The following is a 23,940-nucleotide window of genomic DNA, read 5'->3' as shown; positions in this document are numbered from 1 at the left end:
ATTTCGACTATCTTCGGGGAAGGGACAACGCTTTGCAATTTTTACCATCAACAACTACTTTACCTTTGAAAAGACTGCCATTGTTACTGTTCTTGTTATCATATTTCACAACAAGTGCACAACATCCATTATCCCTGAGCCGCCGTACAAGTGTGTACGATTATCTCTATGAGCTGAGCAACGAAGAAACCTTACAGATCCACACTTATGGCATGCATAAGGTCAATTCCTTATTTCTTCATGCGCTGAAGGACTCATTCCCACACGACAGTAAAATTCCCGAGCACATTCCACCAGGCAACTACCTTAGGGTCTATGCCCAGAATGATAAACTACAGACAATATTCACTCACATCCCCAGTGCGTATCCGAGGCAGCTCAATAATGCGAGAGATCTTATCGTAGTACTGCACGATCAGCGCGGAAATCCTATAGAAGATGCTACCGTACGCATAGGCAGGAATACGGTACCATATGATGCCCAGTCCAGGAGCTGGCGATTAGAGAAGTACCAGAAGGGAGGGATACTCGAGGTATACCATAAAGGAATATTAAACTGCATGATTTTGAAAAGAAGTATCCCCTCCTCCAAAAACAAATTCTGGAAAAAAACGCGTTTCGGTATTTCATTCCGTGAAAAAAAACATCCCAATTACCACCGATACCGGTCAGAAGATGAGTACTCTCCCCTGGCATATGAAAGACGTTTTCTCGGATACCTAGTTTCCAATAAACCCAAATATAAACCAGGTGATACCGTTAAACTGAAAGCCTTCATTACTGATAAAAAAGGCAGCCCTGTCAATAAATCACTATTATTGAGGTTATCTGACAGGTATTTCGATATAGATACGATTCTTGCAACACTTACCCCTTATTCTCCGGGGGCCTATACTTATGAATTTGTATGCTCTCCTGCAATGGATCTGGACCTGGATGAAAACTACCGGGTGACCCTGGAAACAACTGATAGCAGGCGTTATAATCTGAATACATACGAAGGAGACCTGGAAGACGATGAATACATGGCTCAGCGAAAGGTACTGGCAAGAACGCGCTTTGACCTGGAAGACTATGAATTGCACGCAATTAGCTTTACCGCGAGAACAGATAAAACAACTTCCGGAGACAAAGAGCAAACCACCGTTTATTGCCAGGCAAAAGATGAAAATGAATTACCGGTGATGGATGGTACCGTTCAGCTCATAGTCACCACCGAAGAGATTATAAAGTGTTATGGGGATGACATATTTATCCCGGATACACTCTGGCAGTATTCGGGCCTAATGGATGCCATTGGTGAAACAAAGATATTATTACCAGACAGCATCTTCCCTAAAGCAGATCTCCGTTATAATATTGCCTGCATTTTCACAAACAGTAACAATGAACGCGATACATACACACTCTGGCAGCAACACAATTACAATAATGGTTCTCTTTCGTTTGAATTAAAAAATGACAGCCTTTACATCACGACCGCTAGATCAAAACACAAAACAACCGTTATCTATGGCGTCACTAACAACAATGACACCATTGAATCAGTCTCTGTTGAACTTCCTGCAGCAATAAAAATAAACCCGTTCATATCCACATATAAATTTAAAAGCGAAGATATTGAAGACAAATATACATTCAGTGAGGAATATCAGCCTATTAGCTATGACATTTCCTGGGACAATGACACAACTACAGTCAAAATAAAAAACCCGCAACAACTTTCTTTCTGGTACTATATATTCGAACATAGCAGGATCGTGTCACGTGGTTATGGACATAGCCTGGTATGGAGCGGCCCCACGAACAATAAACAACAATACGAGCTTCGCATCAATTATATATGGGAAGGAACGATAAAAGAACGATCTGTATCTTTTGCTGATCCGGGACATCCCTTGGCTGTATCAGTGGCTGCTCCTAAGCAAGTCTATCCCGGCCAGGCTGCAGAAATCTCTATAAATGTCAAAGATAAATATCAGCGGCCTGTGGAGGGAGCTGATGTTACGGCCTATGCATACACAAGCAAATTTAAACAAGAAGACGGCCCTATAATATCCTTCTATCAACGCCCATTCCGGAAAAGGAGACTATACCATCCGCCTTATGCAAGCTTTTTAAGCAATCTCTCCCAGGCATTGGCACTGGACTGGCAACAGTATAAAACTAAAATGGGCCTTGATAGTTTGATTTTCTTCCGGTTTACACACCCGTCTCCTTATTTTGTCTACACTGAGCCTGCGGCCGACACCATCACTCAAATAGCCACTTTTGTTTTTTCTGGCGGTAGTATACATCCGGTCCATATCCTGTCAGTCGACGAAATACCGGTGTATTGCAGTCTTGCAGATCCGTTACAGGCGTACAGCGTCAGGGTCACACCCGGTCAGCACCGGATCAGTTTACGAACATCACATCAGCGGATATCATTTAATATGACAGTCACTGCAGGTGTAAAAACTTTCATCAGCATAGACAGTGCTATTAAGTGGCCGGACTTTCGCATTGAAAGTGTGCCTGAAGAATTGACGGAGACAGAATTACAACGTATATACAGGTACATGGTACGTGTTCATAACACATTCGGCAACCGTCCGGCATATATTGTCCAGGAAGGTCAATTGCATTGGCTGAATGGCGCCCCAGGAAACAACACCACCTCTCCTACCAGTTATATTACTGGGCCGCTTACCAGCCACACCGCTTCACTAATTGTAAAAGATTATCTGTCACAGGATTTTACGCCAGAACCAGGATACGCATTTGAAATCAGACAAGGGTTGATTAAACAAAAACAAACCGGGAATCTGTTCAAAACATATAAATACCTCAGTTTGCATAACACAGATACATCTCTCTCGGCAAGGGTCTGGTCGCAACATATGGCAGATAGCCTGTTCTATCAGCATAGTCTCAACGAAATAAGAAAAAGAGATCTTCTGAATGAAAACTATGTTCGTGGTAACAGGAACAGATTAATCATTAACCTCAGCCATTCCGGCATATCTTCCGGGGAGGTACTTCAATATCTTTTTTTCCGCAGTGATGATCCCTCCTTCACCAGATCTTACAGAGGAGAAACAGACAACATTTCCGGAATGGACAACGGTTACTTTAAACTTTTAGTATTACTTACCGGAGGACGATATTTTGTAAAAGACAGCATCTGCTTTAAAGCAAATGCGTTGCATTACTATTCTCCCGAACATATCGACATCTTACCGGCGGATAGTCTGAGTACCGACCTGGAGAAACGGCTTACAGAAATAGTAACTAACAATGTGACCGATGTACCGAATGTGGCGATACAGATAGCCGAAGATTTTAATAAAAGGAACTTCAACACCACCAACCTCACAAGGACTATCTTTGGAATGGTAGTGGACAGCAAAGGAGCCCCAATACCAGGGGCATCTGTTATACTCCGCGGCACGGCAACCGGATGTAGCACTAACGCCAAAGGAGAATTTCAGCTACGTACAACAAACAGAGGTTTTTTATTAATATCAAGCATTGGGTGCCAATCTGTGGAACAACGTCTTACAAATAATGATGTTTATAAAATCACTTTAACAAACAATGTTAAGCAACTAAATGAAACAGTTGTTGTAGCATATGGCATAACAAAAAAGCGGCTCATCACAGGCAATGCGACGAGGCTAAAAACGGAAACATTAACAATGTCCGAAGGGCTATATTATCCTGAAATTAAAGGAATCAACAGCTTTTCGCCCACCATCGACCCTCTCATCATTGTAAACGGTGTGCCGTTTTCAGGAAAGCTAAGCGACCTGCCGGCAGAGGAGATCAAAAACCTCAACGTATTGAAAAACACCGAGGCTACAGCGCTCTATGGATCCAGAGGTGCTAATGGAGTCATTCTTGTAACCATCCGATCCCGGGACTTGCATAGCAAGGATGATCAGCCACAGCAAACTATTGTAAACAGCCTCCGTACTAACTTCCGGGATGATGCCTTCTGGCAGCCCAGGCTTAGGACAGATGAAAACGGTAATGCCTCTTTTAAAGTTACCTTTCCGGACGATATTACCAGCTGGGACGCCTATGCTATTGCCATGGCAGACAAAAAACAGGTAGGGTTGAGAAAGATACAGATCCGTTCATTCAAAGCATTAAGTGGCAATCTCGCACTACCGGCTTTCACTATTGAAGGAGATTCAGTTGGAGTCATCACCAAAGCCCTGAACTATACGCAGGACAGCATCAGTGCAACACACACTTTCAGTATGAATGACAGCGTGTACAGAAGGCGCACCAATAGCTTTAAAAATGCCTTCATTGATACTGTGCAGGTCCTTATTCCTGAAGCCATCGGAACAGACAGCATCAGTTTTAAATACGAAGTGAACAAAGACGGATACATTGACGGGGAACAACGTAAGATCCCCGTTCAAAAACGAGGCACGTCCGAGACAACAGGTATGTTTGCCACCCTTTACAACGACACCACCTTTACATATACACCTGGCAGGGACGAACCGATACAGATACGCGCAGAAGCGGCATTGCTTCCGGTGTTACTGGACGAGATCACGCACCTCCAACAATACAAGTATCTCTGTAGCGAGCAACTGGCTTCTAAACTAAAAGCCTACCTGCTGGAAAAGAAAGTGTGCACATACCTGAAGAAAGATTTTAAGAAAGAGAAAGACATTAACAATATTCTCAGGCAGCTCAACGACAAGAAGACGAACGGGCTATGGGGATGGTGGGAAAATTCTCCCATCTCGCTGTGGATCTCACGCCATGTAATAGAAGCCCTCCTGATGGCGGAGGAGCAGGGATATAAAACAAACCTCAGTAAACAGGTTGCAATTGATTATTTCACCTATGAATTAAACAGCGGCAAGGAAAGAGACAGCATAGGCTGTATGCAGCTATTGGCAAAACTTGGCGCAAAGATCAATTACCGGTCCTACACTGATCATCTCATAGCCCAATCAGGCAAAACCGGTTATGATACTATCAGGTTAGCTGTTTTGCAAAGGTCTACCGGTCAGCCCCTGAACCTCATGGCTATTCTATCCGCAGAAAAGAATACGCTATTGGGCAATGCTTATTGGGGTAAAGAAAGTTATGATCTGTTTAATAACAGCATACAGCAAACGTTGCAGGTGTACGAACTTCTTCGCCAGGCCGGAGGTTACGAGCCATTACTTCAAAAAATACGGGGCTACTTCCTGGAACAGCGGAAAGACGGGCACTGGCGGAACACCTATGAGTCATCCCTTATCCTGGAAACGATCCTTCCGGATATACTGGAAGACGAATCAAAGGGACCGCTTGCAATGAGCATAAACGGAACAACTGTATCTCAATTTCCTTACACAGATACACTGACAGGCGCCGGAAAGATAAGCATCAGCAAACAGGGAAAACGGCCCGTTTACTTTACTGCCTATCAGCAGTATTTCAACAGGCAACCGGAAAAGATCTCCGCCCAGTTTACCATATCATCTGTTTTCACCGACAATGGCGAGGTGCAAGAGGATTTAAAAGCAGGCGTGCCTGTAACATTAAAAGTAGAGGTAACAGCTCAAAAAAATGCAGACTATGTATTGGTTGAAATTCCGATTCCTGCCGGCTGCTCTTATAACGGCAAAGCACAATCATGGGCCAGTCATGAAGTGCACAGGGAGCATTTCAAGGATAGGGTCAGCATTTTCTGCAGCGAGCTGGAGGCAGGTACACATACTTTTTATGTATCCTTATTGCCTCGTTATTCAGGGCATTACTATCTGAATCCGGCCAAAGCGGAAATGCAATACTTCCCTGTATTTATGGGAAGAGAGGCTTTGAAAACAGTTTATATTCATTAATTTTAGCGATCATGAAACACTATTCATACATCCTGTTAGCGCTCACCCTTGCTGGTTGCGCAGAGAACAGACGACAGGAACAACAGGCCGACAGTACGGTTCAAACTGCAGAGAAAAATGACGAACAAGTCGCGGCGCCCGTTAAACCGGTAGCACCCGCAACACCGGAAGCTGCACCAGACAAGATCATCAGGGAAAGGGCGCAAGGTACAGTAACCCTTCTTGACGCCGCTAATGGTCACCCTATTGCTCAGGTCAATGACAATGTGCAACTGGAAGCGGGCATCCCGCAAAAAGGCTGGGCATCAACACTGGTTACAACAGAGCTCAGTGATGGGCAGACAGAAGGCCAGGTGTTAAAAAAGGGGGCAGCTATTATTGCAGATGGTAAAACAGTAGGAAAAGTGCTGGAAGATGTGGTAATAGAAATGACGTTTAAAAACGACAAGGGCGTTAATACAGGCGTATTTCATGCTGCTGTACAACAAAGCAGGATAAAAACCGGTTCTGTCATCGAAACCGTCCTCGCTGATTATTTAAAGGAACATACAGGCAGAACATTGGCAGACATGCAGTCTTTTATCAAACAGTTCCAGCTGGAACCACTCGATAATAATAAGCCTTATATTGAATATTACAACTACGAAAGTGCGGCCGATGATCCGTCTCCCGGCTATCGTACGGTACTGGTATTCTACGAGAATAAACTAATCGGTGTTGTGGATTCCAGGACATTGCAGCTGACGGGGGCTAAACATTACCAGCTTGACAGGGATTATCACGGCTATTTCTTTACAGATACAGATGAGAAACACAGGAAAGCATATATCACCAGGTTTAACCAGTTTGTGAATGCAGCAGACTAAATCTTCATTATTTGCTCTTCCATTAATTTTATCACAAGCAGGGATTCTTCCTGCATAGATTCTATCAGGAAACCGAATTCCGGTTCACGTTTGACCGTCAGGGTATCAAGCTGGTCCGCTATACGGGCCAGCTTGGCCAGGCCAATGATCTGTGAGGTGCCCCGTATCTTATGGCCGATACGGTTGATCTTACGGATGTCTACAGCAGCTGCTGCCGCCTGCACTTCTGCTACGGATGTCTTCAACTCTTCTATAGTCAGTTTTAATAACTGTTTCAGTACTGATCTGTCCTCTCCTACCAGGTAAGCTTCCAGTGTGCCCATATCAAAATGTGTCTCTTTTGCTTCCTGTTCAGTGGTAAGGGTAACAGGGCTATCTTCGATAACAACTGTCAGCCATTTGCGGAAAAGCTGTAACAGTTTTTGCTGCACCAGCGGTTTGCCAATGAAGTCATTCATGCCGGCCTCTATACACTTTTCCCTTTCACCTTTGAGATTACCTGCCGTCAATGCCATAATGGGAACACGCTGGCCGCCCGGCATTTCCCGTATTTTTTTAGTTGCTTCATAACCGTTCATGACGGGCATCTGCACATCCATCAGTATCAGGTCAGGGATCTTTCCCCGGCAGATGCGAACAGCTTCAATGCCATCCTGGGCCTCATAGATACGGGCATCGTGTGCGATCCTTTTTACGATGGTCGTGGCCAGCAGCATATTCACCGGGTTGTCTTCGACAATGAGAATATTCAGTCTGCCACCGATCCATTGTTCTTCTTTTTCGTGTTTATGACGTTTGGCCCTTTTTTCCTTTCTGATCAACATGGAAAGACTGTTGTACAGCTCATTGATCTTAATTGGCTTCACCATGCGCAGGCCAATGTCCAGCTGGTCGCAGACCCTGATGATCCTTTCATCATCGGCAGAGCTGTGCAGGAGTATCACGCCCTGTTCTCCCGGCAGCCTGCCGAAATGATGCCTGATCTTTTTCACTGTTTCCAGTCCATCCATATAGGGCATATGGTAGTCCATGAGGATGACATCAAAGCGTTCCCCTTTAGTCAGTGTGTCAAGGGCTTCAAACCCGCTGCGGGCCTCTGTACAGGCAATGTTTTTCAGCGATAGCATTTCCTTGAGGATCGTGCGGTTATTATCATTATCGTCCACGATCAGCACCTGCCGGATCTTTTCCAGGCTTTCCCATTTGTCGGGAGGCGCTTCAGCAGTTGGCAGTTCAATATCGAAATAGAAGGTACTTCCTTCGTTTATATTGCTCTTAATTTGCAGATGGGTTCCCATCAGGGCCAGCAGCTTATTGGAGATGGTAAGTCCCAGGCCGGTACCGCCATATTTCTTGGTGGTGGAAGCATCTTCCTGGCGGAAAGCTTCAAAGATCTTGTATTGTTTTTCCGGCTTGATACCGATACCGGTATCCCTTACTTCGAACCTGATCCTGGCTTTGCCGTCTTCCTTTATTTCGAGCGGTGTTACTTTTAATTCTATCTCCCCATTACTGGTAAATTTCACGGCATTTCCCAGGAGATTGATCAGGATCTGTTTAAGGCGAACTTCATCGAACCAGGCAAAGCGGGGCAGGTTGGGAGAAACATTCAACAGCATTTCCAGGCCTTTGTGCTGGGCCTGATAACTCACAATATCACTTACCTGGCTGCTGAACTCATAAAGGTCGTATTTGTCAATATCGAGTTCCAGCTTGCCTGATTCTATCTTGGAGAAATCAAGGATGTCATTGATGATGCTTAAGAGTGCGTTGGCCGACTGATTAACGATAGAGAGGTACTGATGCTGGGTCTCATTGAGGTCTGTTTTAAGTACCAGCTCCGTAAAGCCTATTACCCCGTTCAGCGGCGTACGGATCTCGTGACTCATATTGGCCAGGAATTCAGATTTGGCTATATTGGCCTGTTCCGCCTGTTGTTTGGCCGCCGCCAGGCTTGCCTGCTGGGAGATCAGCTCCTGTTCCGTTTCTTTAGATACGGAGATGTCCTGGAAGGTGCCGTATAGCCTTTTACATTTACCATTCTCAAACTCGGCATTTCCGACAGCCCTTACCCATCGTTCCTTCCCTGTGGCAGTAACGATCTGCAATTCGAGGTCCCAGGGCCGTCCGGTTTCAATGATCTCTTTGAGAGCGGCAGTGATCTTTTTCCGGCTCTCTCCTTCTTTGTAGAAGCCTACGGCTGCAGATAACGTGGGACTAAAATCAGGTGGTACCTCATGGATTTCCTTTGTAACGTCAGACCAGAACATTTCCTTATTGACCAGGTCTACCTCCCAGCCGCCTATACGTGATAACTGGCTGGTGCGCTCCAGTATCTCCCTTGTACGCTTCAGGTCCTTCTCCAGCTCGAAGAAAGCACGGAAATTACGTTCGCTGTTCTGCAGCGCTTCCCGGCGGTTATGCTCGATGATCTCTGCGGTGACATCACTGACTATAATCTTCATCTGCTTTTGCTGCAGGGCGTCAAGATGCCGGGGGGCTTTATCCATGAGTGATAAAGTACCCAACAGCTCTCCTGAAGAAGATACCAGATCGTAGGTAATGTGGAATGCAGCCTCCTTTGCGGTAATAGGAATGCCTGATGCAACGACAACGGATTGCTGTTGATCATCGATGATAGAGATCGTTGCTACCTGTACATTGCAAACAAGAGAGGCTAATTCAGTCTGTCTATTCAGTTTCTCCTGTAATATTGCATTCAAACATTAAAGCTTTTCACTGTGGATGAATTAAATGCTGTTCACTTCTTTCCTGGTTTCTGGTGTAAAAGCCTGTTAATGTAGTGTTATGAAGATACGTAAATTTCCGTGTCTGTGAGTAAACGAAGAAAGATCCCCCTTTCGTGGCAGATCATTCGATGATAAAGGGATGAGGTATTGAAGGGGCTGTTTACATAAATTCTTTGCCAGTTGACATCTCAGGGCATCAGGTAAAATAAATACGGGACACAGGTATGTTATAAAATACCGGTATCCCGTATAGGCTTATATTATGAGTTTTTATGCTTTCTCTACAAACTTTTTCAGTGAAGTACCTATCAGTTCCGTCCAACCCATAACAAAATTCTCTTTTGCGAAGCTTGGAATAGCAGGGAAAGTTTCCAGTCCTGCATGCGTCAACTTCAAACGTGTCTTATCGCCCTCGGGAAACAGCTCGAAGGTCACAAATGAATTCCCCTCGTATCCATCATAGCGCCAGCTATATGTAAGTTTACGATCCGGTTCCACTTCAGTAACCTTGCAAAGGTGCCGGAACTGCTGCCCCTTGGGGTCGCCGCCCGTAAACTCAAATTCTGCTCCTATCTCTGCGCTGAACGCAGGGATGTCAAAATACCATTGTTTCATCTGGTCTTTATTGCTAATAGCATCCCAGACCTTTTTTACCGGCGCATCATATGTTCTTTCGATTACAAACGGTTCGCTTTTCATACTGAATAATTTAAAATGTTAGGGGAACAGGTTATTATATAACCGATCGGTTACAAATATAAAGGAAACCTTTTGGTTACAGAAATTATTTTTGTGCGTCCGGCTACAACTCCTTTACCATTTTGAAATGAGGAATGCCCACTTCGGTAAACTGGTTGCCCTCGGTAGTATAACCATTTTTCAGGTAGAATCTGACTGCTTCCAGGCGGGCATTCAGCTCGATGCGGGAGAAACCCTTCTCCCGGGCCACTTCCTCGCTGAACTGCACCATTTGGGTACCGGCATTGCTGCCCCTGGCATTTTCAGCTACGGCCACCTGTCGCATTTTAACATATCCCTGCCCGGGTGTCAGGATCAGGGTCCCGATCAATTCCCGGCCACGGAACAGGCCAATATGTATATCATTCACTTCCCTGCTCAGATCTTCAGTGAGCAGGTCCAGACCGAGGGGTTTACGAAGTACCTCATTTCTGAGTTTAATTTCCTGGTCGTAGTCGGGTCCGGGACAGGCTATTATTCGGGCGACGAGCTTCTCTGTGTGCATATTTCGTATTTGTGTCAGGTCCCCGCAAAATTAAATCTATCAGCGGAAGAAATAAGAATTTGTCGTCTATATGCGAAGTCGCACATATATAATAAAGCAGGATCATCAACTGAAATAATGTTATTTACAAATAAACTGACAGGCTTCTCTTATGCAGTATTTCATCTACTGCCAGCCGGAGCTCCCGTTCGGAGCTGGCGGTAACATTCACGAGGGAATAGGGATGCGCTCCCGTGAGCACATCCCATCGCCATTGTAACTGGCTGCTTGTTGATACTAACCCATTATCATACCACCAGGCTGTATACAGTTTATCTTTTTGCTGTTGCAGCAGTGCGGTATATATGGTGTGTCCCCCCATACGTTTCTCCTCTACTTTGTAAAACTCATATCCGCTGCCTTTCCAGCAGATCATGGGGTGATGATCTGTATAATAGCTGGCGGGAATATGTTTAATGTATACCAGCAGGCTATCATTCTTTAACCTGATAATATTGCCAGGCAATGATTGTACGGCATACCCCTGCATGGCTGGCACATGTGATAACACCTGCTGCTGTATGTCTCTCGGTGTATTGATGATAAATACAATCAGCAGGCCCGCAGGCAATGATATATTGAACAGGGACAGCTTTAAGGCGGAGCGAAGCACATAACGCTTTCTGTGCGTCTGCAACGGTTGACCGTATTTACATACGATCCACCAGGACAGGAACAACAGCGGTATGATCACATATAGCACCAGGCAGATGATGCCTGTTATATCGTGCATCGCTGTGCCGGGCATGATATTGAAGCATACAAGGAAGATGACACGCAAAAGATTGGATGCTACGTTCATCAGTACCATAGCGCCTAAGATGGTCAACACCTGCCATACACGCAGTACTTTTTTATATTGCTGCTGATAAAAGCCGATCAGGATCATCGCGCACAATGAAGCTGTTACCATCATCTGTAAGCCCATGCAGGCAGGATCTACAGAAAACTCATTGCCGTTACAGGTGATCATATTTCCCTGTACACCTACCTCCTGCCCTGTTATACCGATGATGTCCCCTGCCCAGGCAGTTAACGCCAGGCGTATAGGAAAACTGAAAATATTCATGCCATATTCAAATAAGGGAGTCATCATCACCAGTACTATTACCGGCAGGAAATTTATACGCCCGTAGAAGGTTTCGATCATGAACAGGCAACCACACAAGCAGGAGATACATAAGAATGTTTTAGCCGGCACCAGCAGATATAACAGCAGGAACAACAACGCTATGAAAAAGTAACGTGTACTGCCCCGCTCACTGGTATTGAATGATGCGGCGAAAAACAGTGCTGCTGCACCGAGGATCACTTTTATCGTATCCCATACCAGGTAATCATGCAAACCGACGAGCAAGACAAGCCCATAAAAAACGACGGTAATGAGCGGCCAACACCTGCCGGCACGTAATATGCCCACTATCATTGAAAAGATCCCCTTGCTCATATTTTAACGCTATGTTTGAATAATACAGGCCTGAACTTTAAATATGCGATCAATAAAAGTCCGATCACTATCAACGCCCATTCATGCGGTTCAGGTACGGCGCCCTTACCTTTCAGCGATGCATTTTTAAGACTGTTGTTACTATCCTTTATATTAAAGCGATCGTAATCTGCCTGCTTCTCGAGCACTACCAGGCTGGATAAGGGTGTCACAATGTAAGACGCTGCTGCTTCTGCTACCAGTGTATCGCTCTCCTCTCCCCGCGTCAACAAACGTGGTCCCATGGCCCGCATGATGTGATTGTACGCGAACAGGCGCTGCAGGTGATCGGGAGCAGTAGATACTTCGGTTCCGGGTGTCTCGTTAATAATCATACCCGCATCTTCGATCACTATACGCTGGTCGTTTTCAATACTGGCAGGAAAACGGCGGGCGTCCAACAGCTCCTTCAATGTAGCCATATCTCCCTGATCATAGCGGAAAGTCCGGCATTCCTTGAGCGTACGCAGATAAGGAGAAAGTTCCCCGCCCAGGTTGTACAACATAACATGCTGACCGCCCGCCAGCCATTGTTTCAGCTCCTGCATGAAGCGGGAGTTTTCCAGGTCATCAACTGAAGGAGAATTCACAATTCCTTTGGTAATGACCATTGCAGTAGCGGGCTCAGAGATCTGAAAGAAAGGGAACAGGCTAAACCTGCTTTTGGCAGCCTGCTCAAACAGATCAGATCTGTTGCCATCTGTTACCTGCTCCATCATCTCGTCAACGTTTACCCAGATACGTTTGTGACCCAGCAATGCCAGCAGGCTATTATATTCCTGTTTACTCCAGGTATTATTGATGTCCAGGTAAACATCTGAGATTTCGGCGGCAGCCAGTTCTTTTCTATATGGGGCTACTGAAAATACCTTGTCATTAGCACTGAAAAGTTGATGTACCAGTCCCTCGTCTTTAAACGACACCTGCCAGTCAGCGCGGTATGAGCCGGAAGCGACAAGGTGACCATCTTTCCCCTTACTGAACATACCAGAACGCTGAAGGTCAGCCGGTGGCGTTTCAAATGAAATATCCACATCTTCGCCGGTGCCGGCCGTAGAAGGACCATCGAAATAAATATTGCGGTATACCAATGCTCGGTGTTCCAGGGAAAGCGGCGAGGTAATGCCCAGTTTGAACTGGCGTTCCTCATTACTCATCACAGGAAATACCCTCACCGTAATGGTGTTCCCTTCCTGCCAGTGCACCACTGAGGGATCGCGGTTTTCCACCCCTACAATGGTCCTGTATGCACTGTCTGCCTTTGCCTTTGTAGTGAGGATACCTTTTTCCTCTTTACCATTGATCCAGAGGGATAATGACGATACCACAGCACCTTCGGGAAGGTGAAAGATGTAAATAGCCTCCTCGCTATTGGCCCACATTGTGGCAAGGCTGTTCTTTACACTCACTGTTTTTTCAGTATACGCCACTCTCAGGCGCGGCCAGATACGGGCGGAGGTCTGTACATGTGTGGTCTGCAGGTCATCTCCGGACCATAATCGTTCTTCCGCCTGGTAGCGGGAATCGTAGAGAGCTTTCAGGATATGGATACGATCTTCGTCAGCCATTCCGCTAAAGCCGCACAATGTTGATGCGATCATGACAAGGGGATCGTGTTTCCTGGTTTCGTCCCAGTTAAATGAAGAACCGAAATTTAAAAAATTGCGCTCCCAGTTGTTGGCGGTAGTATATACCATTTCCGCCTTAAGGGCTTTCTCCGTAATAGGGTTAGGTGTAATATGAGCAGCAACGTGTAGCCAGGCAGGTAAATAGGTGTCGCTCATCTGATGGCTCCAGCGGTTATATTCGCGACTCATCTGCACTACATTCATTCTCCATAGCACCGTGTATACCAGTACGATCAGTACCGTTATACCAATCCCTGACCAGAAGGCCAGTTTATATGGCCTTTGTCTGGCGTGGCTACGGCGAAACAAGCGGATCGAATATAAAAAGAACAGGAGGGGCACCAGCGCATGCAGGGAAATTCCAAAGAAAAAGAAAGCCAGCAGCCCAAGCACGGTAACAGGTAAGACATAAATTGTCATGTACAGGTAACAACAGAGCGACATCCCTAACAGGAAAAACATCACCATTCGGACGGGAACCGGTGCAACACGAATAAAGGCAAAAGCTATGTAGTTAAGGGAACAAAGGATGATTGTCACGGCAAACCAGGTAGCAGATGCTTCGAAGACGGGGAAGAAACGGTTCAGAGCATATGCGCTGATCAGGAACATCAACAGGAAAAGAAAAAAGGGATGTAATCCTTCCCGCCCCCGCCGCAGGCGGCCGCTGAACCACAGGCTCAGGAAGTAGCCTACTGTAATGGTATGATTCAGAAAGAACCAGGTAAGCGTCTCCTGTCTTGACAGCTGGTTGGGAATAAGGTAGATAATCAGCGTAATAAGCAGGAGAATTAATCCTGTGCAATAGATCTTATCCTTAAAACGCTTTCTTATAATTTTCAAAGGTATAGTTTGTCTACTCATAAAATAAAGTACTTTGAATTTCAAAGAATGAAGAGCTAAAAAAACAGGCTGTAGCCCGTTTGCAAATTTAACTGTCACTTTGAGATACAAAGTAAGTAAAAGAAAATGATTCATACAAATTCCATTTCAAAAAAAAGTGCTACCTTCTGACATCGCGATATACCTTCCCGGGTATAATATTTGGTCTTGCAACTATTAACACTTTAAACGACAACAAGATGAAAGCAATCTGGCAGAATGAGGTCATTGCGGAAAGCGATAGTACTGTAGTAGTCGAGAACAATCATTACTTTCCTCCATCATCAATTAAAACGGACCTGCTGAGCCCCTCAAAGACACATACTTTCTGCCCATGGAAAGGAGAAGCCTCCTACTATGATGTTAACATTAAAGGCAAGATAAACAGAGATGCCGCCTGGTATTACCCGGATCCCATGAAAGCGGCGGAGAACATCAAAGGCTATGTTGCCTTCTGGAAAGGAGTAGAGATAGTAAAATAGAAAACCTGTAAACGTTCAGTTATGAGGAAATTTGATGCAATTGTCATTGGCTCCGGCCAGGGTGGTGTTCCGTTGGCAAAAAAGCTGGCCAAAGCCGGCTGGCAGACTGCCATCGTAGAGAAAAGATGGATCGGCGGTACCTGTATCAATGATGGCTGCACTCCCACAAAATCAATGATCGCCTGCGGAGCCGCAGCCCACATCATTGCTAACAGCCAGCAATGGGGTATTACGGTCAGCGACTACAAGATAGACCTTGAGAAGATCCTTGCCAGGAAAAATGAGGTGGTACAGTCGTTCCGGCAGGGTGCTACCAAAGGCATGGAAAAGACACAGGGCCTGTCAATTATCTATGGAGAGGCCGTATTCAGCGGCCAGAAGACTTTGTCTGTGAAACTCAAAGACGGCGGCCAGGAAGAGATCGCTGCCGATCATATATTTATCAATACGGGTACCTTACCAAGTATCCCTCCTATTCCCGGTCTTGACACGGTCAACTATCTCACGAATACAAGCATCATGGAACTGACCAGGCTACCTACGCATCTTATAGTGCTGGGCAGTGGTTATGTAGGACTGGAATTTGGCCAGTTATTCCGCAGGCTGGGTTGCCAGGTAACGATCATTGACAAAAACAAGCAATTGCTGCAACATGAAGATGAGGATGTAGCGGTAGCTGTAAAGAAGGTCATGGAAAGTTCAGGGGTCAACATCTATGGTAGTGCCAATGTACAGAAAGTAGAACAAACCGGCGATGTGATAAGAATACAGCTCACTTCCAACGGAGAAACACATGCCATAACAGGCTCTCATCTGCTGGTGGCAGCAGGACGTACCCCTCAGTCGAAGTCCCTGCAGCCTGAAAAAACAGGCCTGCTTCTCGATGAAAGAGGATACATACCTGCGAATGATAAGCTGGAGACAAATGTTCCCGGCATCTATGTATTGGGGGATGTAAAAGGCGGTCCCGCATTCACGCACATTTCATATAACGACCACCTGGTACTGTATAAAAACCTGATCCATATGGAGAATGTTTCCATTAAGGACAGGCCCATTCCCTATTGCATGTTCACCGACCCTCAACTGGGTCGTGTAGGGCTTACAGAGAAAGAGGCGAAAGCCGCAGGATATAGGGTGAAGGTGGCCTGTCTTGATATGACGAGGGTAGCGAGGGCAATTGAAACAGGCAATACCCAGGGATTTATGAAAGCAGTGATAGATACAAATACGGATAAATTACTGGGAGTTGCTATCTTGGGGCCGGAAGGCGGAGAAGTGATGTCGACGTTACAGATGGCCATGCTGGGAGGCCTGACTGTCACACAGTTAAAAGAAATGATCTTTGCGCATCCGTTATATGCAGAATCTATCAACAATTTATTTATGACACTGGATAAGTAGCCAGCTCCGCAAAATGCGGATTAAAATCCTCAATGAATCCCAACCATGATAAAACTTGAACATGTCAACAAATCTTTCCATAACGGCAAACCGGCTGTCAGGGATGTTTCCTTTGAAGTGAACAAAGGGGAGACACTGGTGTTGCTGGGCACGAGCGGTAGCGGAAAGACTACGACACTGCGCATGATCAACCGGCTGCTTACGCCGGACAGTGGGCAGATCTCTGTGAATGGAGAATCGGTAAATACACAACAAATTGAATCACTACGACGGAATATCGGGTACGTGCTGCAGGATAACGGCTTGTTCCCGCACTATACAGTGGCAGAAAACATCGGTATTGTCCCTGCTTTACTCAAATGGGATAAAAAACGTATAGAAGAGCGGACACGGACGCTGATGGAAAAGCTGCACCTGTCTGTTGCGGATCATTATCATGTATACCCGCAGCAACTGAGCGGCGGACAACAGCAGCGCGTGGGACTGGCAAGGGCATTGGCCGCCGATCCGCCGGTGTTATTGATGGACGAGCCATTCGGGGCACTCGATCCTGTAACACGAACCAGTGTGAGAAGAGAATTCAGATCACTGGATGAGATCCACAACAAAACGGTGATCATGGTGACACATGATGTACAGGAAGCATTTGAACTCGGCAACCGCATCTGCCTTATGGACAAGGGCGCCATTCAACAAACCGGTACGCCGGCAGAACTATTGTTCAAGCCGGCAAATGATTTCGTCAGCAGCTTCTTCCGGGAACAACGTTTTTTACTTGAGCTCAATGCACTCCGGCTGGCAGACATCAGCCAATGGCTCAATAACGCTGCACCAACGGAAGACCATATACCGGTACTGAAGGGAGAAGATTCCTGCTGGAATGCGCTCCAGCAGATGACTACGCTGTCTGCTCCCGTTAGCATCGCATTTGAAGATAAGCTCGTTCGCGTTGACACCAGCGAATTGATGCAGGCCTTTACTCAATACAAGCAAACTGTCAGCGGACATGGAAGATCAAGCAGGCTTTCCTGAATTTGTGCAACAACAGGCCGGCAAACTGCTGGAGCAAACCTTGCAACATATCGGGCTTACATTTATTTCTCTTTTCATTGCAGTGATCATAGGCGTGCCGCTAGGCATTCTCATTACCCGGCAGAAAAAGCTGGCAGGTATCGTACTCGGTATTGCGGGCGTGTTGCAGACCATTCCAAGCATTGCCTTGTTGGGGTTTATGATACCCCTGCTCGGCATAGGCGCCAAGCCAGCGATTGTGGCTTTATTCCTGTATGCCTTGCTGCCCATTATCAGGAATACCTATACCGGTATTCTCCAGGTCGATCCGGTCGTTGTCGATGCGGCTACAGGAATGGGAATGAGCAAAAGGCAGTTGCTTTACAAGGTACAATTGCCATTGGCCATGCCGGTATTACTGGCCGGCGTCAGAACAGCCACCGTTATCAATGTGGGAGTGGCCACGCTGGCAGCGTATATAGCTGCCGGAGGACTGGGCGAATTCATTTTTGGAGGTATTGCCCTCAACAATACCAATATGATACTGGCAGGTGCCATTCCGGCAGCCTTGCTGGCTATCCTCTTTGACTGGGCTATAGCCCGTCTCCAAAAACTAAAAACGGGAAAGGTCAAAACGGCACTGTACCTCCTACCCTTCCTGCTGGTAGTACTCTCTTCTTTTTACCTGTTGCCGGCGGCCTATGGAAGCAGCCTGGTAGCGGGATTCACCCCGGAATTCATGGGCCGGAAAGATGGCAACCTGGGACTGAAACAGGTATATGGGCTGAACATGCGCACGGTTGTGATCAGTGACATGATCATGTACAAAGCGGCCTATGAAAAGACCCTGGATGTCATTAGTGGCAGTACGACAGATGGCAGGGTGAAAGCATTTGACCTTCAGGCACTTACAGACGACAAACATATTTTCCCACCCTATTATGCAGCGCCGATCGTGCGCCAGGAAACGCTTGATAAGTACCCGGAACTGGCTCCTGCGCTGAATAAACTATCTGGTATAATTAATGATAGTGTAATGACTGAGCTGAACTACAGGGTCGATCACCTGAAACAGGATCCGGCAGCTGTAGCGAGTGCATTTTTAAAAGCTAAAGGTTTATTACAGCCAGCGAAACATGGTAATAAGGGTACTGTAGTAATCGGCGCTAAGATATTCGGGGATGGTTATATCCTTGCCAATATGTACAAACTACTGGTGAACGGGTACACAGAACTGGAAGCCATCACCAGGACAGGGCTGGGAGGCACTAAAATATGTTTTGAAGCGCTTACCAATGGTCAGATAGATCTTTACCCGGAATATTCCGGCACCGGTTTACTGGTCATCCTGCAGGCAGACAAGTCCGTCGTTGAGACATTGATCAGCGACAAACAAAAAGTATTTGACTATGTTTCGGAAGAATTTATGCAAAGGTACCACATCAGGTGGCTGCCCCCTATAGGGTTTAATAACACATATGCACTGATGATGCGCAGGCAACAGGCAGCAGATCTGCATATTACCTCTATATCAGACTTAAAGGAATATTTACTGCATCACTAACCACCAGTATATGCAATTGAAAAATGATTTTAACACCGTGCGGAAAAGATCCATGCATATCTGCGCACCTTTGAAAACGGAAGACTATGTAGTGCAGCCTGTCGTGGACGTTAGTCCGCCGAAATGGCACCTCGGACACACCACCTGGTTCTTCGAAACATTTCTCTTAAAACCACATTTTCCCGGTTATAAAGAATTTGATCCCAACTACAATTTCGTATTCAATAGTTATTACGAAACGGTTGGCGCCCGTGTGATCCGCACGGACAGGGGCAACTTAAGCCGCCCTGCGGTTGAAGACATTATGCGTTACCGTGAGCACGTTGACAAAGCCATGCAGTCTTTCCTTGACACAGCGTTAAGCGATGAAATACGTGCCCTGATCGTCTTAGGACTGAACCATGAAGAACAGCACCAGGAATTATTATATACGGATATCAAGTACATACTGGGGCACAATCCCCTGATGCCGGCATATTCCGATACAGCAGTTACCAGCTATACAGCACCGGCTACCGAACAGCCTTTCCTGCAGATGCCGGCGGGACTGTATGAGATCGGTTATAAGGGCGACGGATTTTGTTTCGACAATGAACTAGGCAGACATACTGTTTACCTGCAGGATTACCAGATCAGCACACGGCTAGTCTCCAATGCGGAATACCTGGAATTCATGGAAGCCGGCGGTTACAGCGATTTCCGGCACTGGCATGCAGAGGGCTGGGATTGGGTGAAAAGAGAGCAGGTGAAAGCACCCTTATACTGGCATTTTGTAGATGGCCAGTGGCAGCATTATACCTGGCAGGGATTGCAACCTGTGGCTGGCGATGATCCCTTATGTCATATCAGTTACTATGAAGCTACTGCGTATGCTTCGTGGAAAGGCATGCGTCTTCCGACTGAATTTGAATGGGAAGCTGCAGCGCCCAAACTGTCGTGGGGACAACGCTGGGAATGGACCGAGAGTGCTTACCTTCCGTACCCGGGCTTTACCAAAGCACCAGGCGCCATCGGGGAATACAACGGTAAATTCATGGTCAGCCAGATGGTGCTGCGCGGAGGTTCAGAAGTAACACCGCCCAATCACAGCCGTCTTACCTATCGTAATTTCTTCCATCCTTCACTGAGATGGCAGTTTACCGGTATCAGACTGGCGAAATAAATTTATTCTATTACACTAATAATTACATTATGGCCACCACCTCTGTAATGCATACGGTATTAGTTCCTTTAAAACAGGACCAACAGGAGATATTCTCCCAGGATGTTATCCGCGGGCTCAGTGCAAAAAACAAATACCTGGATTCCAAGTATTTCTATGATGCCGAAGGAGATCGTCTTTTCCAGGAGATCATGCGTTGCCATGAATACTATCTGACCAATTGTGAAATGGAAATATTGCGGGAGCAGTCTGCTGTGATCAGCCAGACGATCCTCTCTCATACAAGACATTTCGATGTGGTGGAACTGGGTGCGGGAGATGCGACAAAATCCATTCACCTGCTGAAGGAATTATTAAAGACGGGACAGGATTTTACATATTACCCGGTGGATATTTCCGGCAATGTGATCACCCAGCTGGAGCGGTCATTACCCAGGCAGTTACCGGCGCTGAAGGTGCATGGACTGCACGGAGAGTATTTCGACATGTTGCAGCAAGCGGGAATATTATCACGAAAGACGAAAGTCGTGTTATGCATGGGTGGTAATATTGGCAACTTCACTCCTCCCGAGGCGAGAAAGTTCTGTCGTCAGCTGCGGAATTACCTGCAGCCGGGCGACATCGTGATCATTGGTTTTGACCTGAAAAAACATCCGCAGATCATCCTGGATGCCTATAATGATGCAGCTGGTTTTACGAGGGATTTTAACCTGAACCTGCTGAAGCGCATTAACCAGGAGCTGGGCGGTAATTTTGATATCAGCAAGTTTGATCATTATCCTACCTACGATCCGGGTACAGGCGCTTGTAAAAGCTATCTTGTGAGCCTGGAAGAGCAGGATGTAAAGATCGGCGATCATACTTTCCATTTCGGGCTGCATGAGCCTGTATATATGGAGATATCGCAGAAGTACGATCTGGAATCCATCGGACAGATGGCAACACAGTCGGGCTTTGAAACGGTTGCTGATTTCTTTGACAGTCGCAGATGGTTTGCTGACTGTATGTGGTTGTGCATATAATGCCAGAGAAAAAATAGGAGGCTGTCTGCTGATGTTTCCATCAGGGGCAGCCTCCCTTGTTTTTATACATTCCAGGCGCCCAGCAATCTTCTGAGCACGATAATTTCGCCGGTATGATAACTGGTATGATCTGCTATCAGCAGTGCTTCCCGTAGCAGGTGCTGTCCATCGCCATGCGGGAATGGCGCATACAGATCGGCATCCGGGTCTTTCAGCAGATCAATAAATTCTTTCAGATCACTTTTGATCTGTGCCAGGCATTTTTTCCAGTCAGCCTCATTTGCAGGCGCTGTTTCTTTGGGCCAGTATCCTTCCGGCCATGATGGCGATTGATGTTTCGCATCGCGGGAGAATTCCAGTATATCCCATTGCGTTATGCGGATATGTTCTACCAATTGCCAGATACTATAAGGCATTCCTTCCGGCACCACTCCCCTCAGTTCAGCTGGCAGCCCTTTTACGGCGTCCTCGAATGTAGCGTGTGCGTGGCCTCCTGTTAATAATTGTTCCAGAGTTTTTACGAGTTCTTTATTGTGTGTTGCAGCCATGTTGTGTTTATTTTGACAATTTATGCTCAATAAGAATGCCAGGGGGGAATAATTTGCTTACTTACTTACAAGTAAGTAACTTTGCGCCATGCAGGATACTAAAGAAAGAATTGTTTCGCTGGCGGACCAGCTGATCAAGACAAGGGGGTATAACGCCTTTAGCTACAAGGATATATCTGATCCCCTGGAGATAAAGAACGCGGCTATACACTATCATTTTCCTACAAAAACAGATCTCGGGATAGCGGTTATAGATGTTGAGCTGCAACAATTTATGGCAAGTACTGCCAGATTGGCGAACCAACCGGAGGATAAGCAGCTGAAGTTCCTGTTTGAGACGTTCAGTAAAAAGCATAAGGAAGGATTGGTGTGTTTGATGGGGTCATTGTCGCCGGATTACGATACCTTGCCGGAGCCCTTACAGGAAAAGATCACGGATCTGTCGGGGGCGATTTTGAAATGGACCAGCGCGTGTCTGGAAAAAGGGCGTGAAAAGGGCTTGTTCCGTTTTGATGGGGAGCCGTATGACAGGGCCTTGCTTGTGATAACTAATCTTCTTGCGTCGTTGCTGTTGAGCAGGGTGATGGGGAATAAAGTGTTTCCCAAGATCACGCATCAGTTGCTGAAGGATTTAGGAGCGGGGAAATGATTGTTGGGAGGGTGAAATACGTTGCGGTTTCATGGCTCCCAACAACATACCAATGTATACAACAAAATTATAATCAGGTATAATCAAATAAGCTAATAAACAAATTACATGCAAACATTAAAAAGAGCAGTCATTACCGGTTTGGGCGCATTAACGCCTATTGGTAATAATGTAACTGATTTCTGGAACAACCTGGTAGCAGGTAAGAGCGGAGCTGCACGTATTACAAAGTTCAATCCGGATCCTTTCAGAACGCAGTTTGCCTGTGAACTAAAGGACTATGATCCGGCGAAATTGCTGGACCGGAATGATATACGCAAAACAGATCCATTTACTCAATATGCGCTGATCGCTGCACAACAGGCCGTGACTGATTCAGGACTGGATTTTTCTAAAATGGACCCGTTTGACAGTGGCGTCATCTGGGGCTCCGGCCAGGGCGGCATGCTGACCTTCGAGGAACAGGTTAAAGAATATACAGTGGGCAATTATGTGCCACGCTTTAATCCTTTTTTCGTACCTAAGCTCATCGCTAATATGGCCTCCGGTATGATCTCTATCAGGTTCGGCCTGATGGGTATCAATTATACGACCGTTTCTGCCTGCTCCACTTCCAATACTGCGATTATGGACGCATTGAACTATATCAGGCTGGGTAAGGCAAAAGTGATCATTACAGGAGGTTCTGAAGCCCCTATCACAGAGGCTTCTGTGGGTGGATTCTGCGCCATGAAAGCAATGTCTACACGCAATGATGATCCTGCTACTGCTTCAAGGCCTTTTGATACCGAAAGGGACGGTTTTGTAATGGGAGAAGGCGCCGCTGCGCTGGTACTTGAAGAATATGAACATGCGGTAGCAAGAGGGGCACATATTTATGCGGAAGTAGCAGGCGCTGCTATGACTGCGGATGCCTATCATATGACCGCTACACATCCTGAAGGATTAGGAGCCCTACAGGCAATGAAAAGAGCATTGGAAGACGCAGGACTCACTCCGCAGGATGTCGATTATCTGAATGCTCACGCTACCTCTACTCCAGTAGGAGATCTGAGCGAACTGGCAGCTATCCGTTCACTGTTTGGAGAAGCACCGAAACATCTGTCTATCAGTGCCACTAAATCCATGACAGGACACCTGCTGGGTGCTGCGGGTGCTATTGAGGCGATTGCGTCTGTATTGAGCATCAATAACGGTATCATACCTCCTACTATCAATACCACCAACCCTGATCCGGCTATTCCTGCAGGCTTACAGATCGTATTGGGCGATGCGGTGCAAAAGAAAGTGAGCGTAGCAATGAGCAACACTTTTGGCTTTGGCGGTCACAATGGTATTGTGGTGTTCAGAGAAGTGAAGTGATA

At 46.3% G+C, this 23,940-nt stretch carries 16 protein-coding genes; 10 read left to right on the top strand and 6 right to left on the bottom strand.

Translation table 11 applies throughout. The annotated features are described in order from the left end of the window. The first annotated feature begins 65 nt into the window (after nucleotides 1-65). Nucleotides 66-5,840 (top strand): alpha-2-macroglobulin family protein, encoded by a 5,775-nt coding sequence (locus MYF79_RS15260; protein WP_247814831.1) that lies wholly within the window; start codon nucleotides 66-68, stop codon nucleotides 5,838-5,840. Nucleotides 5,841-5,851: 11 nt separating this feature from the next. Beyond that, a complete protein-coding gene (locus MYF79_RS15255; RefSeq protein ID WP_247814830.1) occupies nucleotides 5,852-6,706 on the top strand; it encodes a hypothetical protein in 855 nt (284 codons plus the stop codon). Here MYF79_RS15255 and MYF79_RS15250 read toward each other — a convergent pair. The 5 genes from MYF79_RS15250 to MYF79_RS15230 form a co-directional block, all read right to left on the bottom strand. Beyond that, complete coding sequence (locus MYF79_RS15250; RefSeq protein ID WP_247814829.1) at nucleotides 6,703-9,429, bottom strand: response regulator; 2,727 nt, start codon at nucleotides 9,427-9,429, stop codon at nucleotides 6,703-6,705. The genes MYF79_RS15255 and MYF79_RS15250 overlap by 4 nt on opposite strands. A 297-nt stretch (nucleotides 9,430-9,726) precedes the next feature. Beyond that, nucleotides 9,727-10,155 carry an SRPBCC domain-containing protein gene (locus MYF79_RS15245; protein WP_247814828.1) on the bottom strand — a complete coding sequence of 143 codons (429 nt, stop codon included), beginning with the start codon at nucleotides 10,153-10,155 and terminating at the stop codon, nucleotides 9,727-9,729. Nucleotides 10,156-10,258: 103 nt separating this feature from the next. Continuing rightward, nucleotides 10,259-10,699 (bottom strand): GNAT family N-acetyltransferase, encoded by a 441-nt coding sequence (locus MYF79_RS15240; RefSeq protein ID WP_247814827.1) that lies wholly within the window; start codon nucleotides 10,697-10,699, stop codon nucleotides 10,259-10,261. Between the two features lie 124 nt (nucleotides 10,700-10,823). After that, entirely contained in the window at nucleotides 10,824-12,185 is a 1,362-nt protein-coding gene (gene xrtN, locus MYF79_RS15235; protein ID WP_247814826.1) for an exosortase N, read from the bottom strand. Then, the gene (locus MYF79_RS15230; protein WP_247814825.1) at nucleotides 12,182-14,695 is read right to left on the bottom strand and encodes an XrtN system VIT domain-containing protein; all 2,514 of its coding nucleotides are present in this window, start codon (nucleotides 14,693-14,695) and stop codon (nucleotides 12,182-12,184) included. Before MYF79_RS15230 ends, xrtN begins: the two co-directional genes overlap by 4 nt. A 239-nt stretch (nucleotides 14,696-14,934) precedes the next feature. On the opposite strand from MYF79_RS15230, the gene MYF79_RS15225 reads away from it, so the two are divergent. The 6 genes from MYF79_RS15225 to MYF79_RS15200 are packed head-to-tail and all read left to right on the top strand — an operon-like array spanning nucleotide 14,935 to nucleotide 21,379. Continuing rightward, nucleotides 14,935-15,216, top strand: coding sequence for a DUF427 domain-containing protein (locus MYF79_RS15225; protein ID WP_199656095.1), 282 nt, complete (start codon nucleotides 14,935-14,937; stop codon nucleotides 15,214-15,216). Nucleotides 15,217-15,237: 21 nt separating this feature from the next. After that, entirely contained in the window at nucleotides 15,238-16,620 is a 1,383-nt protein-coding gene (locus tag MYF79_RS15220) for a mercuric reductase (RefSeq protein ID WP_247814824.1), read from the top strand. Nucleotides 16,621-16,665: 45 nt separating this feature from the next. Then, a complete protein-coding gene (locus tag MYF79_RS15215; protein ID WP_247814823.1) occupies nucleotides 16,666-17,652 on the top strand; it encodes an ABC transporter ATP-binding protein in 987 nt (328 codons plus the stop codon). Further along, on the top strand, nucleotides 17,627-19,195 hold the full coding sequence (locus tag MYF79_RS15210) for an ABC transporter permease/substrate-binding protein (protein WP_247814822.1): 1,569 nt from the start codon (nucleotides 17,627-17,629) through the stop codon (nucleotides 19,193-19,195). The genes MYF79_RS15215 and MYF79_RS15210 overlap by 26 nt, the downstream gene beginning before the upstream one ends. 10 nt (nucleotides 19,196-19,205) lie before the next feature. Then, nucleotides 19,206-20,357, top strand: a complete 1,152-nt coding sequence (egtB, locus tag MYF79_RS15205) for an ergothioneine biosynthesis protein EgtB (RefSeq protein WP_247814821.1) — start codon at nucleotides 19,206-19,208, stop codon at nucleotides 20,355-20,357. 29 nt (nucleotides 20,358-20,386) lie between these two features. Further along, a complete protein-coding gene (locus MYF79_RS15200; RefSeq protein ID WP_247814820.1) occupies nucleotides 20,387-21,379 on the top strand; it encodes an L-histidine N(alpha)-methyltransferase in 993 nt (330 codons plus the stop codon). Between the two features lie 62 nt (nucleotides 21,380-21,441). On the opposite strand, the gene MYF79_RS15195 is transcribed toward MYF79_RS15200, so the two are convergent. Further along, on the bottom strand, nucleotides 21,442-21,927 hold the full coding sequence (locus MYF79_RS15195; RefSeq protein ID WP_247814819.1) for a DinB family protein: 486 nt from the start codon (nucleotides 21,925-21,927) through the stop codon (nucleotides 21,442-21,444). Between the two features lie 88 nt (nucleotides 21,928-22,015). On the opposite strand from MYF79_RS15195, the gene MYF79_RS15190 reads away from it, so the two are divergent. Then, a complete protein-coding gene (locus MYF79_RS15190; protein ID WP_247814818.1) occupies nucleotides 22,016-22,576 on the top strand; it encodes a TetR/AcrR family transcriptional regulator in 561 nt (186 codons plus the stop codon). Nucleotides 22,577-22,684: 108 nt separating this feature from the next. Beyond that, a complete protein-coding gene (gene fabF, locus MYF79_RS15185; RefSeq protein ID WP_247814817.1) occupies nucleotides 22,685-23,938 on the top strand; it encodes a beta-ketoacyl-ACP synthase II in 1,254 nt (417 codons plus the stop codon). Nucleotides 23,939-23,940: the final 2 nt, after the last annotated feature.

Origin of the sequence: Chitinophaga filiformis, assembly GCF_023100805.1 — a bacterium.
Classification (GTDB): Bacteria; Bacteroidota; Bacteroidia; order Chitinophagales; family Chitinophagaceae; genus Chitinophaga; species Chitinophaga filiformis_B.
Note: the sequence above shows the minus strand (reverse complement) of the source record. Positions and strands in the feature narration are given on the sequence as shown.